This is a genomic window from Leptothoe kymatousa TAU-MAC 1615, from assembly GCF_018739865.1.
Taxonomy (GTDB): Bacteria; Cyanobacteriota; Cyanobacteriia; order Phormidesmidales; family Phormidesmidaceae; genus Leptothoe; species Leptothoe kymatousa.
Window position 1 is genome coordinate 188,510 of sequence record NZ_JADOER010000003.1, and the last position, 16,847, is coordinate 205,356.

The window sequence follows — 16,847 nt, forward strand, 5'->3', positions numbered from 1 at the left end:
CAGTCGGGCTAATAATCTTCACGCGTGGTCAGCGGCAACACCGAATAGGAGGATGCGACCACAGCGATCTCACATGTACGCAATAACCTTACCCTCTACAAGGGTATGCCACAATTTTATGCGCTGAAGTATTTAGCAGTTGGATGATAGGTAATGATGGCTGTGGTGGATTCTTCTGGATAGAGCTGGTCGCTTTCATCCATACTCATACCAATGCGGTCTGTACCGAGGATTTCTAACTGCTTGGCTTGGTCTGGCACATTGGGGCAGGCGGGGTACCCAAAGCTATAACGACTACCCTGGTAGCGCTGGGCTAGCATATCGCGAATATTATCCGGCTCTTGGTCACCGTAGCCCAACTCCTTACGAATCAGCGCATGGCACCATTCCGCCATGGCCTCTGCCACCTGCACCGCCAAACCATGGAAGTACAGGTAGTCCGTATACTTATCGTCAGCAAATAGCTGACGGGCATAGTCTGCTGAAATTTGGCCCACGGTGACCGCCTGCATGGGGAAGACATCGAACTGATTGTGTTCTTTGGGCAAGAAGAAATCGGCAATGCACAAACGCCGCATGGCCTTTTGCCGGGGAAATTCCCAGGTGAAGAGTGGCTCACATTGGTCAGGGGTAAATTCCTGAGCAATCACCCCAGGATCGTACACATGAACAGAATTTCCTTCGGCCACACAGGGAAAATAACCATAGACCAACTGGGGATGCAGCAAGTTCTCAGCTTTTATTTTTTGTTTCCACTCGGCCAATATGGGATGTACTTTCTCTGCCAAAAACGCGTCGTACTCTTCGCGGCTTTGCCCTTTGGGCTTACGGAATTGCCATTGACCCACGAACAATGCCTGGCGGTCTAGATGCCAGTACAGTTCATCCATGTCAAAGTCTTCTGGCTGCAACACTTTTGTACCCCAAAATGGAGGCACTGGACGGGAGATATCAATATCGACCGCTTCGGACCGATTGGTATCAATGACCTCAGGCTCTTTTTTCTTTGATTTTTTGGTACCACCGTTTAGCTCTGCTTCTGCTTGTTCGATGGCTTTACGACCCTTTTGGTTGTACTGGGCATAGTCACCGATAAAACCATCGCTATCATGCCAGCTTGCTTCTTTTTTAGCGGGCATTAGGCGATCCATAAAGGTGAGATCGGCAAAGGCGTCTTTTCCGTAGATCACCTGACCATTGTAGGTATTCTGGCAGTCACCATAGACAAATTTTGGGGTGAGGGCGGCACCACCGAGGATGACGGGAACAGAAATGCCTTTTTCATTAAACACGGCCAGATTCTCTTTCATAAAGGCGGTGGATTTTACCAGCAGACCACTCATGGCAATGCAGTCGGGCTGGTGCTCTTCGTAGGCGGAAACAATGGCATCGACGGTTTGTTTGATGCCCAGATTGATGACTTTATAGCCGTTGTTGGTGAGGATAATATCCACCAGGTTCTTGCCGATGTCGTGCACATCGCCTCTAACCGTTGCGATCAGGAATTTACCTTTACCGGAATCGTCCTGACCGTCTTCCTTATCCATTAGGGGTTCGAGAAAGGCGACCGCTGATTTCATAGTTTGGGCCGATTGCAACACGAAGGGTAGCTGCATTTGACCGGAGCCAAATAGTTCACCCACGACTTTCATGCCGTCGAGGAGGAAGGTGTTGATAATTGTCAAGGGTTCAGTGCCCCCATCTAGGGCCACCTGTAGCGCCTCTTCGAGACCGATGCGTTCGCCGTCGATGATGTGTTGCTTAAGGCGTTCATCAATGGGTAAGTCGGCGAGGGATGCGGAAGACCGGGCATCTTTTGTTGTGACGCCTTCGAATAGTGTGGTGAGCTTGCCAAGGGGGTCATAGGTGCAAATGTCGCCGTCAAATTCACGGTTGTCGTAGATCAGATCCAGACAGACTTTTTGGTGGTCTGGATCAATCTTGATCAACGGCAAAATCTTGGCGGCGGAGACAATGGCTCCATCCATGCCCACCTGCATTGCTTCGTGCAGAAACATGGAGTTGAGGGTGATGCGAGCGGCGGGACTGAGGCCAAAGGAGACATTGGAAACACCCAGCATAAAGTGAACGCCGGGAAGATTCTCCTGGATTTTCTTAATGGCGTCGATGGTGGCCTTAGCATTCTCGCGATCTTCTTCGATGCCGGTGGAGATGGGTAGGGCCAGGGTATCAAAGAACAACTCGTGGGGCGGCAGGCCATACTCTAGGGCATCGCGATAGGCACGCTGGGCGATTTTAAATTTCTGCTCTGCCGTACGGGCCATGCCGTCTTCGTCAATGCAGCCGATAACAACACCGGCACCGTAGGTTTTGGCCAGCTCGAGTACTTTGAAAAATCTCTCGTCGCCGTCTTCGTAGTTGGTGGAGTTGAGGATGCATTTACCCCCAGCCACTTTCAGACCGGCTTCCATTTTGGTCCACTCGGTGGAATCAAGCATTAGGGGCAGGGTGACGTTGGTGACAAGGCGGGACACCATTTCGTGCATGTCGGCTTCGCCGTTACGACCCACATAGTCTACGTTGACGTCAAGGATGTGGGCACCTTCTTTGACCTGTTGTTTTGCGATCGCAATCAACCCATCCCAATCATCCTCATTCAGCAGTTCCCGCACCTTCCGCGAACCGCTCGCATTCAGTCGCTCTCCCACAATCAAGAACGAATTATCCTGCTCATAGGGCTGGGCCCCATAAATCGAAGCCGCCGAGGGCACATAGTTCATCGCCGGTCTCGGCTGTTCACCACTCTCCCTTGAGGGGGAGCCAGAAGGGGGACGGATCGCTCGCTCCTTAGGGCTTAACTCATTCGAAATTTCCGCCAGCGCCGCAATGTGTTCCGGTCGGGTACCACAACAGCCACCGATCACCTGCACCCCAAGATCTTCCACAAACCGGTGGAGCGCTATGCGCAGCTCCATGGGCGTCAACTTATAGTGGGCATGGCCCCCAATATTCTCCGGCAGCCCCGCATTGGGCACACAGGACACCACAAATGGAGATGTTTCTGACAAGTATTTAACATGCTCCGTCATCAGGTCGGGACCAGTGGCACAGTTAAGGCCCAAAATATCAATGGGGTAAGGCTCCAAAATACTCACCACCGCTGTAATATCCGACCCCACCAGCATGGTGCCCGTGGTCTCCATGGTCACCGAAACCATCAACGGCAAGCGACTGCCCTTTTTCTCAAAAATCGCTTCGATCGCATTGAGAGCTGCCTTGATCTGGAGCACATCCTGGCAGGTCTCCACAATAAACAGGTCCACACCGCCGTCGTACAGCCCTTCTACCTGAACGGTAAACGCTTCTAGCAGTTCATCGTAGGAAATGTGACCGAGGGTGGGTAGCTTGGTGCCGGGGCCAATGGAGCCCGCCACAAACCGAGGTTTGTCAGGGGTGGAAAATTCTGCGGTACAGCCCTTGGCTAACTCTGCCGCCACCTTATTCATTTCATAGGCGCGGTCTTGGAGGCCATATTCTGCCAACACGAAGGTACTGCCACCAAAGGTATCGGTCTCAATGACATCGGCCCCCGCAGCCAAAAAGTCTCGGTGAACTTTGGCCACCGCATCGGGTTTGGTGATGACCAAATACTCATTACACCCCTCGTACTCCAAACCGCCAAAATCATCGGCGGTGAGTTCCTGGACCTGCAAGTTGGTTCCCATGGCACCGTCAAATACGATCACGGGTCGTTCGGGACTATGCAGACGTTCGAGGAAGGTGCTGTTCATAGAGTCAAAGCAGTGTAAAGCAGTAAAGATTAGCCATTGCTGAATCGACTGACGCCAATGTAGACCGCACTAGATGGCAGGGCGCCTACAAAGACGTAACTCACATCAGCAGTAACAAACCTATACCAATTATTATCGACCTTCTTGATAAATAGTTTGGCAAGATTTTTCAGTTATATGAAAGCTGTCGATACGCCATGGCTGATTTTGAGGATAAAACGCACTGCAAGGGTAGTGAATTATCGAAATATGCCCCAATACAATCATCTCAGCGAATCATCCGGTCTGGGCTCAGCTTCGCTACAGTAGAGACCAGCAAGCGGTGCCTTGATATGACGATATCTATGGATCAACAGCAGACTCTAGGACTCAGCCCCAATACTCTCAAGGGGGTGCATCATATTGCCCTGAATGTAAAAGACATGGCCACATCGCGGCATTTTTATGGGGCTGTTTTGGGCTTGCATGAGCTGACCGGCGATGAAGTGCCCGAAACATTGGTCACCCTGGTAGCCCAGGGGAAGGTGGCCAATTTTCGTCTGCCCGATGGCACTATTTTGGACCTCTTTGGTGAACCGGATCTTGATGCCCCCCATGCGGATCCCAAGCAGCAATTTACCCGGGCTAACCATATGGCCTTTGACATTGCTCCAGAATTATTTGACCAGGCGGTGGCCATGCTGCACCAGCAACAGGTACCCATTGACCATGGCCCCGTGAGTCGCCCTACGGGTCGGGGCATTTACTTTTACGACCCGGATGGTTTTTTATTGGAAATTCGCTGCGATCCGTAGGGGTCACCACAGCTAAACAAGCCTGGGGAGCCTTATATGTCACTGGGTGGGTCTATCGGCCAAACTAGCCGGCACCGCCCAGGCTAGGGTAATCGCGCGAAGTGCCATAAAGCAGGTCATGGCCAACCACAGTAGGGTGGGGCTTTGGCTGCGGTGGGCCAGCAAGGCCAACGGCAGAAAGCCCAGGGTGGTTGCGATCGCAGTGGAATTGCGCAACACCTGCCCCGCCGTTAGACCTAAAAAATAGCCATCTAGCATAAAGGCTAGGGCACCAAAGGCAAAGACGGGAAACAGCCAGGGCACGTAGAGACTCAGCTGGTCGAGCACCGTTTGGTGGTCGGTCAGCAAACCAAATAAATAGCGGGGCCACATAGTAAATGCAAGGGCAGCGCTCACCCCTAGCGCCACACTAAACCCACTGCCCAGCAGCACCAAAGAACGGAGTTTGGCATCATCTTGCTGACCATGGAACTGCCCCGCATAGGTCTCGACCGCAAACGCAATCCCATCCAGAAAGTAGCTCACCAGCATCAAAGCTTGAAGCAGCAGCGTATTCATCGCTAGCACATCGGTGCCCATGGCTCCACTGAGGCTGGTAAACAAGCCAAAACTAAGCAACAGCGCCCAGGTGCGCACCATAATGTCGCGGTTGAGGCGAAATAAAGCCGATACATCCCGCCGCCGCCATAGGCCCTGCCCCTGCTGCCAGACCTGCCGCCATGGCACCAACCGCCCCAGCAGCATCGCCCCAACCACTAACATGGCATATTGGCTCAGGGCCGTTGCCAATCCGGCGCCGTAGCTTTCCCAGCCCCATTTAAAAATCATTAGATAGTCCAACAGGATGTTGGTGCCATTGCTGACCACCGCCAGGGCCAGCACCCAGCGACCGCGCCCCAACCCCAAAAACCACCCCAGCAGCACATAGTTCACCAACACGGCTGGGGCACCCCAGATCCGGCCTTGGTAAAAGGCAATGCCCGCATCTAATACGTCGCGATCGGCTTGCAAAATCGCAAACCCTAGCCAACGCAAGGGATATTGAAACAGTAAAATAGCTAGACCCAGGGCGCAGGCAACCATCAGCCCACGCAGCCCCACTCGACACTGCTCGGTGATGTCCCCACGGCCTGCGGCTTGGGCCATGAGGCCCGTGGTACCCATGCGCAAAAAGCCAAAACTCCAATAGATGAAGTTAAATAGCACCGTCGCCAAGGCCACACCGGCCAAATGTTGAATGTCGTCTAGATGGCCCAGGAAGGCCGTATCAATGAGACCGGCCAGAGGTACCATCAGGTTGGAAACTATGTTTGCGATCGCAAGTTTCCCAAATCCCCAGAGCCAAGATTTTGTCTTCAACACTGGCCGCTCCATGCTCGGTTTGCCATAATCTCAAAACGTTCCATTGAGTGGGTCATCCACAGCACGCCGCTAGCTAGGCTCAGCCGTCATAGTCCATAGCTAACTCTAGGTTTTTCAAGCGCCCGTTGCCCTACGTAAGCACGTACACCAACAGATCGGGTCCAATTCTCCCAAAAATAGGCGGTTGACACACCACCAAAGCAAACTTAGTGTTTTTTCATAGCAAGAGAATTTGAATTAATAGAAACTCTAGTGATAACTCTGGGTAAGTTTTTAGAAAAGGGATCACAATACCGGGGAATTTGGGTATGACAATAAATCGGTTTGCTTTGATACTACTAAGTGCTATTGCTTTCCTCGGCAGCAACGCAGCGTCGAGTCTAGCAGACGTCATTAGCACGACTGCCGCTGAAGACTTCGAAACAGAGGCTATTTTCCTAGAGGACCCTGATGGTCTAGAAGCCCTGCCCGAAGCTCAACCCGCTTTTATAGAGCCGGTTCTGCCCGAAGATTTACTCGAAGAAGAAGGTATTTTTCTAGACGACGACTCGTCGGACGCGATTGATGCCCCCGAGGACTCGCTAGACGACGACAGCCCCACCGTTAGTGACCCACCCGAAACACCCGCCGACGGCACACCCACCGTTATCGACACGCCCGAAACACCCGCAGAAGGGGAAGTGGTTGAAGTTGAAACCCCCACCTACATCGAGCGCTTTCGCGCCGGCGTAGATCTATACAAAGAGGGCAAAGACGAAGCCGCCATCACCGAATTTAACGCCGCCATCAGCCTGAATTCTGAATACGCACCGGCCTATTTGTTTCGGGGCGCCGCCTTTGCCAGGCTAGAGGATACGACAGCGGCTCTCAATAGCTATAACCAAGCCATTGCCATTGACCTTGAGTACAGTGCGGCCTACCTAAATCGAGGCATTCTTTACTACGATCTACAAAATGCGGAGCGCGCATTTGCAGATTTTGACCGGGCCATCGCGGTGGATCCCCAATTGGCCATGGCCTATATCTATCGCGGCCTATTAGATTCCGAACGGGGCAATCAAGACACCGCGTTGGAAGACCTCAACGAAGCCGTCCGCTTAGCCCCTGAGAATGCATTTGCCTACTTCCACCGGGGCTTGATTTTCAAAACAGTGGACAACCTTGAAGTTGCCGTCAGCGACTTCACCACAGCGATTCAACTCAAAGACGATTACACCGAAGCCTTTATCAATCGGGGTGTATCGTACTATCGCCTAGGTGCCAATGAGGCGGCACTCAAAGATTTTAACCAGGCCATTAATCTGGACGAAAACAATGTGGAAGCCTATTACAACCGCAGCTTCGCCCTGATGGCCGCGGGTCGCCCCAGGGCTGCCCTAGACGATCTTAACCAGGTGCTCACGTTAGACCCTGGCTACCCCAATGCTTACCTAATTCGGGGCCAAATTTACGCTGCTTCAGATAATAATGTCGCCGCCATTAGCGACTTTAGCCGCATGCTGCAACTGTCGCCAGAATCGGCAGAAGCTTACTATCGCCGAGGTAGCGCCCATTTACTGGTGGGCGATCAGCAGGCCGCCATCAGTGACTTTTCGGCCTCCCTGGCCCTAAGGCCCGACGATGCGTTGGCGTATAAGGGACGGGGAGATGCGTTTGCGAGCCTGGGCGACAGCACCAGTGCCATCGGCGACTACACGACCGCCATCGACATCGACTCTGGCTACTGGGAAGCCTATGCGGAGCGGGGCCGCAACTACTACGAAGCGGGCGATTACCAAGCCGCCTATGCTGACTTTTCCCAAGTGATCAGTGCGAATGTATTTGACCCTGATGCTTTTTACTATCGCGGCATTACCAATGCTCGATTGGGGGATGCCATCCGCGCCCAGGCAGACCTGGAAAAGGCCGGTAGCCTATATCTCACCAATAACGAAGCGGCCCGCTACCGGATTGTGTTGGATGCGTTAAATAAGCTCTAGGGCACTTAGACGCTTAATTGTCGCTGCATTACACCTGTCTTTCTCGCAACCGTCTATGCTGATAGACACAGCGTTGGAAGGCAGGTTTTTTATATGGTGCAGCGGCTACTGAGTACTTGTTTATGGGTTGTTATTTTTGTACTCAGCTTTAGTGTTTATGTGCCGGATGCCCAGGCATCGATACACGTTTACCATGAGCGCCCTGGACAAACGACCATCCGATCGAAACAAAGTTTGCGCGATCGCAACGACCGTTCCTGGCAGGCCATTTTGTTCAAACGCTATCGCCCCGATGGCCTAGAAGGCATGTACCTGAGACTGGTGGGTTTCCCTGGAGTGGTGGATATTGCGCCACAACGGCCCTTATCCATTGACACCGGCACAACCTTAAACTGGCAAGCCCAACCCAAGCTAGATCCACCCACCCCCGCCCTGCCTAGCAATACTAACCAGTACGACGTGGCCGATATGATCGCGGGTCTACAGAAGGCAGTCCCCCTGACGCTGAGGGTATCACTGCAGGGGAAAGCACCGAGCGAAATTGTGATGCCGCCCTATGCGGTGCAAGAATGGCGCGACCTAGCCGCAGCGGCTGAAGATGGAGAGTTTAGCTCCAGTCCGATAACCAGCAATTAACAGGTCTGGCTGAGTACCCGACGACCGTCGGGTAGCTGAAAAATGCGATCAGGTTCGGCAATCGTTTGGGAACTGCCATTGACTGGAGGAACAATGGTTTGAACACGGCCTGTGGAGTAAACAGAGGAGCTATCCTCTGGTTGCTGGGAAAGCTGTTCACCGGCTGCGATCACAAAATAGCCCGTTGCTTCGTTCTGCCGGGCAATACAGCTGCTGGCCGTTAGGCTGTCTGGGTCTAGAAAGTTATCGGACAGTTCGCCCAGATTGTTTTCAACCAAGCTTGCCTCGGGCAATGTGACGCTGCCTGAGGCAAGACCACCCGAAACATTCACATCAACTCGACCGTTATTGTCCAGTGCCTGGAATTCTTCAACGGTGGTCAGCCGAGGGGAGAGCTGCAAATTTTCACCAAAGAAGGCAGGGGTGTTTAGGGAGATAGTGCCGCCGCGTCCTTGGGAGGCAAAAGCTAGGATATCGCTGTCATCCAAGGCCACAATTGAATCCGCTGTCAGGGTAATACTCCCCCCGCTGCCTGCAACAGTCCGTGCAGTGGCAAAGATATTGCCATCATCCAATAGTCGAATCGATTGGGCAAAAACGTCCACGTTGCCGCCGGTTGAAGCTTCTCTAGTGGCGGTTGAAATACTGCCCCTATTTGCCAATAAAAACGGTCCCTGTAGCGCGATCGCAATATTCCCAGTCTCACCGCCCCCCACATTCGTCGCACTCAGGAAGGCATCCTCAGTGATTTCTAAACGCTGGGCCACAATCTGAATATCGCCACCGTTGCCATTTCCTTCTGGCTCAACGTTACTAAAAACTCCGCTAGGAAAATCAGAATTTACAGGATTAACCCCTTCAAAGCGTGCTGTTTCAGCAATATTGAACACAATATCCCCCGCATCGCCAACACCAAAAACGCTCGTTTTTAGCTGCGCTCCGGCTAACACCTCCAGATTACTGGCCGTAATCCTCAAGTCTCCCCCTGTCCCCTGGGCATTAATGGCAACCGCCGCCGAAGTCCCCGAAGGTAGGCCATCAGGAGCCACTCCCTCAAAGCGCGCTGTCTCGGTAATATTCAGAACAATATCGCCCGCTGCGCCCCGACCTAAAACTGACGCATCCAAGGTACCGCCGTCAGCCACAATCAAATTCGTCGCTGTGATAATAATGTCCCCACCCATGCCATCGCCCGTTGCTTGAATATTACTGAGCACGGCACTTCTTCTCTCAAGATCTCTATCATTGGGAGGCATCTCAAGATTCGCACCCTGGATACGCAAAGTCTCCGTAATGTTCAGCATGAGATTCCCGGCCCGGCCACTGGTATTGCTCAGGGAAGACGAGAGCCTCGCCCCACCCATCACCTCTAGATTGTTCGCCGTAATCCGAATGTCCCCACCATCCCCCGTTGCATTTACAGTACTGCTGGCCGCAATCAGGCTGGCAACACCGATGGGATCTGTCCCATCAATTTGAACCCTATCTTCGATCTCTAAAATCACATTCCCGGCATTGCCTGCTCCACTGGTTGCAGCCACGATGATTGCGCCGTCAGTAATGGCCAAACGCCCAGCCCTCAAGCGAATATCGCCGCCGTCCCCCCGACCAGATGTGCTGCTCAGAAGACCGCTGCTCACGAAATTTAGGCCAAAAGGACTGGTGCCATTTAGCAGCGCCGCATGCTTGATATCAAGGGTGATATCCCCCGATTGCCCCTGACCACTGGTACTCGAGGAGATGAAAGCCCCGTCCAACAGCGCTAGCTCGGCAGCGGTGATTTGAATCCTGCCAGCATTGCCGGAGCTGTTCTCACCAAAGGCATTACTGGCAATCAAACTCGTCAAAAGGCGACCATCATTAAGCAGTCTGCTCCCTGACATTTCTAGACGTCCACCTAGGTCAATTACAATGTTGCCCGCGTCGCCCGTGGTTGATCCAGGCTCATTTGCAATAGTAGCCGTAGAAATATTAACGCCATTGACCCCGGCGAAATCGGTGGCTGTAATACGAATATTGCCTGCGGAGCCCACCCGCTCTTCCCCGTCAGCAAATGTTCCAATCACACCCCGATCCAATAAGAGCGTGTCTTGCACATCAAGGGTGATATCGCCACCATTACCGCCATTTACACCGATAGACAGTAGCAGCACGCTATTTTCATCGGTTCCATCTTCATCAATGACCCGTAGGTTTGCAGCCTTCACAATCAGATCACCAGCGGTTCCGTCCGTTTCTGCAGAACTGCCTATGCTCGTCCTATTATTTGCCGTTGCCCGAATGTTCACATCACCGTCAGCGATGAGAATAATATCCCCAAGGCTTCCCTGGGCAAATAGGCCAGTGGAAATATTGCTATCTTCAATGGCAATGGTTTGTCCCTGGATTAGCAATGTTCTGTCTGGCACCGGCTGTTCATTGGTCAACAGGAGAACCAAACTGTTATTGATTTCAATATCGTTGGTGGCCAACAGGCTGAGATTATTGCCTGCGGCGAGAGTACCGTTTATCTGGATTTTATTGGCGGCCAGGGTCAAGTTATTACCCGTTTGCAGATTGCCCTGGCTGGTGATGCGGCCTGACGTATCGTTCAGATAGTTATCAAAGAAGATCCTGGGTGAAACCGCCAACAGCTGGCTCTGGTCGGGCTGACTGGCGCTAAAGATGACGTCGCCCAGCTCAATGGCAGCGGCGGTGGTGGCATAAAAGGAGCCAGTAATGTCCAGCGTGGCGGTGTCCGTAAAAGTAATGCCGTTGGGATTGAGCAAATACAAATCGGCAGGGCCATCCACCCCCAGGGTGCCAGCAAGGCTCGAGACATTGCCCCCCGTAACCCGGCTAAGAATAGAGGCAATCCCATCTGGGCTAGCAAAGTAAACCCGCTGCCCCGAATCGATATTGAATTCCCGAAAGCTGTGGAACAGATTACTGCCGCGAGTGGCCCCTCCTTCAATCACATCCGCTGAACCACCGCGCACCGCTACACCAGGGGTCAGGGTGGAGGACTCATTACCCAGGGTGGTGTCGGGGATGATCTGGGCTTGGGCAGGATTGTAGGCAAGGACTGTGGAGGAGAAAACAATCAGAAAACGTTTCAGGAGATGCATGAGCGGGCGGGCGGTTATTCTTCGCCCGCGTGGTAGGAACTGCGCACCAGGGGGCCGGAGCGCACTTGGGAAAAGCCTAGGTCACGGGCGATGTCGCCCAGGTGGTCAAATTCTTCTGGGGTCCAGTAGCGCTGTACGGGCAGATGATCTAGGGAGGGTCGCATATATTGGCCGAGGGTGATGCGATCGCAGCCCACCGAACGTAGATCCTTCATCGTCGTGACTAGCTCCTCCTCAGTTTCGCCATGGCCCAGCATCAGCCCCGACTTAGTAGGAATTGAAGCATCCAACTGCTTGACGCAGCGCAGCACCTCTAAAGAACGCCAATATTTCGCACCACGACGCACCGGCCCCTGCAAGCGCTCCACCGTCTCCACATTGTGATTTAAACAAGCAGGCCGCGCCGCCGCAATGGTCGCCAACCGGTCTCGTTGCGCTGCATCTGGCTCGGGGCCACCCCAAAAATCCGGCGTCAGCAACTCAATTTGGGTCCCCGGATTCAGGGTGCGAATGGCGGCCATCGTGGCCACAAACCAGCCGGCCCCATGGTCTGGCAAATCATCCCGCGCCACTGACGTCAGCACCACATAGTCCAAACCCAACAGCTGAATCGATTCCGCCACCTTCTGGGGCTCCTGGGGATCGAGGGGCATCGGTGCGTGGCCCTTATCCACCTGACAAAACGCACAGGCACGGGTACACACAGGCCCCATCAGCAAAAAAGACGCCGTCTTATTCGCATAGCATTCGCTACGATTTGGGCAGCGGCCCTCCTCACAAATCGTATGAATCTGCCGTTGTTTAATAATTTTTTGTACAGTCGAAAGTTCGCTAGCCCGACCGATAGGCCGCCTTAACCAGTCTGGTAACTGAACAATCTCAGGCCGGGTAGCATCGCCGGAACGTATTTGAGATAAACTTTCCATGACACAAGCAGCTTTTCTAGGGTGTTATTTGGCGCGCATAGGGCAATCGTTGGAAAGCGTTAAGCAGCAATGGCTATGTGCGTCGCAATTTGCCGAATGGCTTCAGCAAATTGCTATAGACTGGGTATTCTAAGAATTACGTAGATATAGACACCTCCGCAACCATATACGAACGTTTTAACGCTTTTTTGATCCTATATGATTCTTAGAAACTAATCAGGGCTAAACATACCAACAATATTCACTGGGCAACATGGCTTTATGGGTTGCTAAACCAATCATCTATCCATCATGGGTACTCTGCTTAAGGGATGCATTGGCAGGCAATCGGGAAAAGTCTCAGCCGTCCTTAACTTATATACACTGTAGCTATCTATTAGGAGTCAGTCGTGGCAGCAAGTCATAAGATTTTAGTTATCGATGATAGCCGAGTCATCCGCATGCGCGTCCGAGATATGTTGCCCCAGGGTAACTTTGAGGTGATTGAAGCCACCGACGGCGTTGAAGGGTTAGACGCTATTCGCAGCCAGAAGCCTAACCTGATCATGCTAGATTTCTTGCTGCCCCGCATGAGTGGTTGGGAAGTATTCCAAGCAATTCAGGCCTCGCCAGAATTGCAAAAAATTCCCCTGGTGCTCATGTCCGGTCGGCGGGAAGAAGTGACTGAAAAAATCCCGGGTCCCTTTGATTATTTTGAATTTATTCAGAAGCCGTTCGAGCAAAAGGAACTGATTGAGGCCATCAAAGCCTCCATGGTAAAGGCCCGCAAAGTTCGCCCACAGACCAGTGCGGCAAAAACCGCTGCTGCCAGCGCGACCACTGGCGAAAGTGCCGCAGAAATTGCAGCCCTGAAGAAGCAAGTGGCGTCTCTACAAAAAGAAGTGGCCATGCTCAAAAATCAAACGGCGAAGATTTTGGCCTTCATCAAACAAAAGCTCAAGTAGAGCACATGTTGAATGCGGAAGTCGGCATCCAGAAGAATGCAGAACCGTCGGAAGTAATCAGACGCAATGCCCTTGCTCAATTCCTCATTCCGACTTCCTAATTCTCCCTAACTCAGCGCCTGACGGCCCTCCAGCGCCCTCGCCAGGGTCACTTCATCGGCATATTCTAGATCTCCCCCCATGGGTAAACCAAAGGCAATGCGGGTCACTTTAGTAAAGGGTTTGAGCAACTGTCCCACATATAGGGTGGTAGTATCGCCCTCAATGCTGGGGCTAATGGCCAGGATCACTTCGTCGATATCGTCCTTATTGACTCGATGCACGAGCTGACCGATGTTGAGCTGTTCGGGGCCAATGCCATCCATGGGTGAAATCAGACCACCCAGCACATGGTATTTGCCTTTAAATTCTCGCGTACGTTCGATGGCAATCACATCCCGTGAGTCTGCAACCACACAAAGGGTTTGATTTTCTCGACGCTTCGAGCGACAAATATCACACACAGGATCAGCCGATAGGTGAAAACAAATGGAGCAGTAGCCCACCTGCTGCTTGGCATCCACCAAGGCTTGGGCCAGGGCTCTCACTTCGGCTTCTGGACGCTTGAGCACATGCAGGGCTAGACGTTGGGCTGTTTTTGGTCCAACGCCCGGTAGACGTTGAAATTCTTCAATTAATTTGGCTAACGGACGGGTATAGATAGATTTGACTCCTTCCTATGGGTTGACCCGACTCATCCTTTCCCTGGGGGACAATGATTATTCGGCGTGGCTGATGGGAACTATGATGCCATTTGTTGAATGTGGTGGAATGCGGACGTCAGTCCCCCAGATCGTTGCCCCCTCTCCATTAGCAACGGCTATTCTTCTTCGGTTGCATTAGCAATATCTTCGCTTTTGCCACGCACCGGGGGTAATTTTTCCACGAGGCCCATGGTAAACGCCACATCGGGTAAATCCCCGGTGATGTATTTGCCGGGCTCAAACACACGGCCTGGGGTAAAGCACATCTGACGTAGCTCTACTACTTCAGTGGCTCCAAACATTGCACGCGATAGTCGCCGTTCTAGGGCCATAGGTCCTCCTAGTTGATGGGTGATTTATTCGTCAATCTGCCACAGTTCTTGGGTGTAGCTTTCATCTAATACTTTCTTGGGTCGCACAATCACGATCACCCGACCCAGCAACGGTACGCTAGGCTGCGTGTCGAACCATTGCACAGATAGCTGGTCATCGTCGCCCACCACCACAAAGTAGCTGTTGTCATCCCAGGTTTGTTGCTGGCGATCGAGCACGACTAGTACGGTTTCGGTCAGGGTACTGCCCGCCTGGGTGGGTAAAGCGTTAACGGGGGCCAGAAATGCGATCGCATCTTTAGCCGTCAGCACCACCTGCCAACCCGGTAACGGCACCCAGGCCTGTTCCCCCACAGACTGCACCACCCCAAACGCTCCATCGGGGTTCATCTGGGGCACCGCCTGCAACCTCTCCACAGAAATGGGCCATTCCCCCACCATGGGCACAACGCAGGGCACATCCGTATCCGTTTCCAACCGATACAAGGGCAAACGAGGGGTGGGCTTGGATTTCACCACCGTAAAATCCGTCAGGAGCTTTTCAATAGCTTCCCGCGCCCCGGCACTATGGGCAAAGCGTAAACCTTGAGCAATCAGTCGTGACCTCGCCTGCAGTTCCGACGTCTGACGCGCCAAATTCCAATAGGAAAATGCCACCCCATCGCCGGGATGCATCGAAAAGCCCGTCGGTGGCTCGCTGCGGTAAGAATATTCCTTGAGGGTCTTAGCAATATCCCGCACCTGCTCCGAATCCAGCCCCTGGTCGTAGATCAACTGCACCGCCTTGGCGCGATCATCCTTCGATAGGATTCTCAATTCATACAACGAATCACTCCCACGAGCCGTAAAGTGCTGCAGCGCCGCATCCGAAACCGCACCGCCAGTAAGAGACTGATACACCTGACCAGCCACAATAATCTGATTTTGCTGGATCGGCTCAAATCCAGTACCTTCAAAAATTGCCTGGGGCGACATGCCCGACTCTTTTAGAGTCTGACAGGCGCTGGCCCAGTCGACCCAGTGGCCTTCTTTACGGCGCAATTGCAACAGTAGGGCATCTGTGTCCGCTGAGGGTGAATTATGAGCAGGGGTGGTCATAGATGACATCAGGCGAAAAGTGTCTTTTGACTTTATCGCGGATAGTTAACTCCAACACAAGAAGCAATTATTTTTTTACGCCCGGGCACCAAACCAAAGGCCGCACCCTCACCAAGGCAATAGCCACCAAGCAACTTTTCCTAAAATATGCACTCCCTCCATCGCCATTAACGGCCTACACGGCCCCGAAGCCATGGGGCGCAAACCACCACCAATAGCGCCAAAAGCCTGTCAAAAGGAGCAGGACTTTTGGCGCTATCGAATGAGCTAGGATTGCTGAGCGTCTAAACATGGGTTGCCATAGGACTCAATGGCAGCACCTACTGACCCACGAGCTATCAGAGATCGAAGCATCCTATTTATGGAAGTATCTGCGTTTTCCCAAGTAGGCATACTGGCCTCCCCCTCCAATCCTGGGGGAGACCAGACTCAACGCCCCAAAAATTCAGAGTGGGGGGACAAATACTAAGCCGTTTAACAGGTTGTTTGTAACTTACAAACGATTGAGCTCACCCACTTACCCAGTAGACTGCCCCAAGTACTCCATAGAGAAAACCTACGTTGGCTAGCCAACAGATAACAACAGAAATAAAAGCAACAAAAACAATAGGACAAACGGCCAGTCGTTGACCCGCCGTCGCTGCGCTGGCAACGGCGGGGGCGAGCTACACAAAATACACTTATATACACTAGAACTCACCTTTAGCAGAGATAGCCTCGAACACTGAGGGCAGTTAAAAAGCTGACCATCATAGGCAGCATCACAAAACTCTTTAGCATTCTCTTTCATTGACCTACACCCAACGGAAGACTGAAATTTATTCACAAGAATATGTATTACTAGCCCCGACATTGCTCCACCAGCAACGTATGACCCCTAAGACCTGTCACACGAATGTTCTGACCAGGGGCAATGGGTACCTTACTGTTAGACAAGGCAACCCAGAGACGCTCATTGACACAGACTATGCCTTTCTTAAAGGCTGTAATCTCGGTATACGCCACACCAAGGCACGCCTCATCAATATCCACGGGCATAACCTCAGATTTTTGAAATTCGCTAAAGTAACCCTTAGTTGAAAGTTTACTAAGAATAAATACTACATCTGGATGGGGAAAGCCCCCATCAGGCAAACATTGTTCTGCCAAATAAGACATTTACAAGCTCCTGATT

12 protein-coding genes are annotated in these 16,847 nt (G+C 52.5%); 4 read left to right on the top strand and 8 right to left on the bottom strand.

Going from position 1 to position 16,847, the window contains the following annotated elements:
• Positions 1-116 precede the first annotated feature (116 nt).
• A complete protein-coding gene (gene metH, locus IXB28_RS02425; RefSeq protein ID WP_215616958.1) occupies positions 117-3,752 on the bottom strand; it encodes a methionine synthase in 3,636 nt (1,211 codons plus the stop codon).
• A 332-nt stretch (positions 3,753-4,084) separates the two neighbouring features.
• On the opposite strand from metH, the gene IXB28_RS02430 reads away from it, so the two are divergent.
• Entirely contained in the window at positions 4,085-4,546 is a 462-nt protein-coding gene (locus tag IXB28_RS02430; RefSeq protein WP_215616959.1) for a VOC family protein, read from the top strand.
• 39 nt (positions 4,547-4,585) lie between these two features.
• Here IXB28_RS02430 and IXB28_RS02435 read toward each other — a convergent pair whose 3' ends face one another.
• Positions 4,586-5,920: an MATE family efflux transporter gene (locus IXB28_RS02435; protein ID WP_215616960.1), complete on the bottom strand. Its 1,335-nt coding sequence runs from the start codon at positions 5,918-5,920 to the stop codon at positions 4,586-4,588.
• A gap of 296 nt (positions 5,921-6,216) precedes the next feature.
• Between IXB28_RS02435 and IXB28_RS02440 the strand changes: the two genes are divergently transcribed.
• Positions 6,217-7,887 carry a tetratricopeptide repeat protein gene (locus IXB28_RS02440; RefSeq protein ID WP_215616961.1) on the top strand — a complete coding sequence of 557 codons (1,671 nt, stop codon included), beginning with the start codon at positions 6,217-6,219 and terminating at the stop codon, positions 7,885-7,887.
• Between the two features lie 93 nt (positions 7,888-7,980).
• Complete coding sequence (locus IXB28_RS02445) at positions 7,981-8,523, top strand: DUF3122 domain-containing protein (RefSeq protein ID WP_215616962.1); 543 nt, start codon at positions 7,981-7,983, stop codon at positions 8,521-8,523.
• Here the strand turns inward: IXB28_RS02445 and IXB28_RS02450 are convergent.
• Together IXB28_RS02450 and lipA are read right to left on the bottom strand one after the other, a co-directional pair.
• Positions 8,520-11,630, bottom strand: a complete 3,111-nt coding sequence (locus IXB28_RS02450; protein WP_215616963.1) for a two-partner secretion domain-containing protein — start codon at positions 11,628-11,630, stop codon at positions 8,520-8,522. The two genes, IXB28_RS02445 and IXB28_RS02450, sit on opposite strands and share 4 nt — an antisense overlap.
• A gap of 14 nt (positions 11,631-11,644) precedes the next feature.
• Entirely contained in the window at positions 11,645-12,556 is a 912-nt protein-coding gene (gene lipA, locus IXB28_RS02455) for a lipoyl synthase (RefSeq protein WP_215616964.1), read from the bottom strand.
• Between the two features lie 389 nt (positions 12,557-12,945).
• Here lipA and IXB28_RS02460 point away from each other — a divergent pair, with 389 nt between their 5' ends.
• Positions 12,946-13,500, top strand: coding sequence for a response regulator (locus tag IXB28_RS02460; protein WP_215616965.1), 555 nt, complete (start codon positions 12,946-12,948; stop codon positions 13,498-13,500).
• A gap of 107 nt (positions 13,501-13,607) precedes the next feature.
• On the opposite strand, the gene recR is transcribed toward IXB28_RS02460, so the two are convergent.
• From recR to IXB28_RS02480, 4 genes are all read right to left on the bottom strand, one after another.
• Positions 13,608-14,201 (bottom strand): recombination mediator RecR, encoded by a 594-nt coding sequence (recR, locus tag IXB28_RS02465; protein WP_215616986.1) that lies wholly within the window; start codon positions 14,199-14,201, stop codon positions 13,608-13,610.
• A 158-nt stretch (positions 14,202-14,359) separates the two neighbouring features.
• On the bottom strand, positions 14,360-14,575 hold the full coding sequence (locus tag IXB28_RS02470; RefSeq protein ID WP_215616966.1) for a hypothetical protein: 216 nt from the start codon (positions 14,573-14,575) through the stop codon (positions 14,360-14,362).
• A 24-nt stretch (positions 14,576-14,599) separates the two neighbouring features.
• Positions 14,600-15,673: a RuBisCO accumulation factor 1 gene (locus tag IXB28_RS02475; RefSeq protein WP_215616967.1), complete on the bottom strand. Its 1,074-nt coding sequence runs from the start codon at positions 15,671-15,673 to the stop codon at positions 14,600-14,602.
• 840 nt (positions 15,674-16,513) lie between these two features.
• Positions 16,514-16,831 carry a hypothetical protein gene (locus IXB28_RS02480; protein ID WP_215616968.1) on the bottom strand — a complete coding sequence of 106 codons (318 nt, stop codon included), beginning with the start codon at positions 16,829-16,831 and terminating at the stop codon, positions 16,514-16,516.
• Positions 16,832-16,847 lie beyond the last annotated feature (16 nt).

What these genes read in the sequence shown, in the direction of transcription:
- IXB28_RS02435 (WP_215616960.1), bottom strand. Translation starts at nt 5,920, where the DNA reads ATGGAGCGGCCAGTGTTGAAGACAAAATCTTGGCTCTGGGGATTTGGG.
- IXB28_RS02470 (WP_215616966.1), bottom strand. Translation starts at nt 14,575, where the DNA reads ATGGCCCTAGAACGGCGACTATCGCGTGCAATGTTTGGAGCCACTGAA.
- IXB28_RS02430 (WP_215616959.1), top strand. Translation starts at nt 4,085, where the DNA reads ATGACGATATCTATGGATCAACAGCAGACTCTAGGACTCAGCCCCAAT.
- IXB28_RS02445 (WP_215616962.1), top strand. Translation starts at nt 7,981, where the DNA reads ATGGTGCAGCGGCTACTGAGTACTTGTTTATGGGTTGTTATTTTTGTA.
- IXB28_RS02440 (WP_215616961.1), top strand. Translation starts at nt 6,217, where the DNA reads ATGACAATAAATCGGTTTGCTTTGATACTACTAAGTGCTATTGCTTTC.
- IXB28_RS02475 (WP_215616967.1), bottom strand. Translation starts at nt 15,673, where the DNA reads ATGACCACCCCTGCTCATAATTCACCCTCAGCGGACACAGATGCCCTA.
- IXB28_RS02480 (WP_215616968.1), bottom strand. Translation starts at nt 16,831, where the DNA reads ATGTCTTATTTGGCAGAACAATGTTTGCCTGATGGGGGCTTTCCCCAT.
- IXB28_RS02450 (WP_215616963.1), bottom strand. Translation starts at nt 11,630, where the DNA reads ATGCATCTCCTGAAACGTTTTCTGATTGTTTTCTCCTCCACAGTCCTT.
- metH (WP_215616958.1), bottom strand. Translation starts at nt 3,752, where the DNA reads ATGAACAGCACCTTCCTCGAACGTCTGCATAGTCCCGAACGACCCGTG.
- lipA (WP_215616964.1), bottom strand. Translation starts at nt 12,556, where the DNA reads ATGGAAAGTTTATCTCAAATACGTTCCGGCGATGCTACCCGGCCTGAG.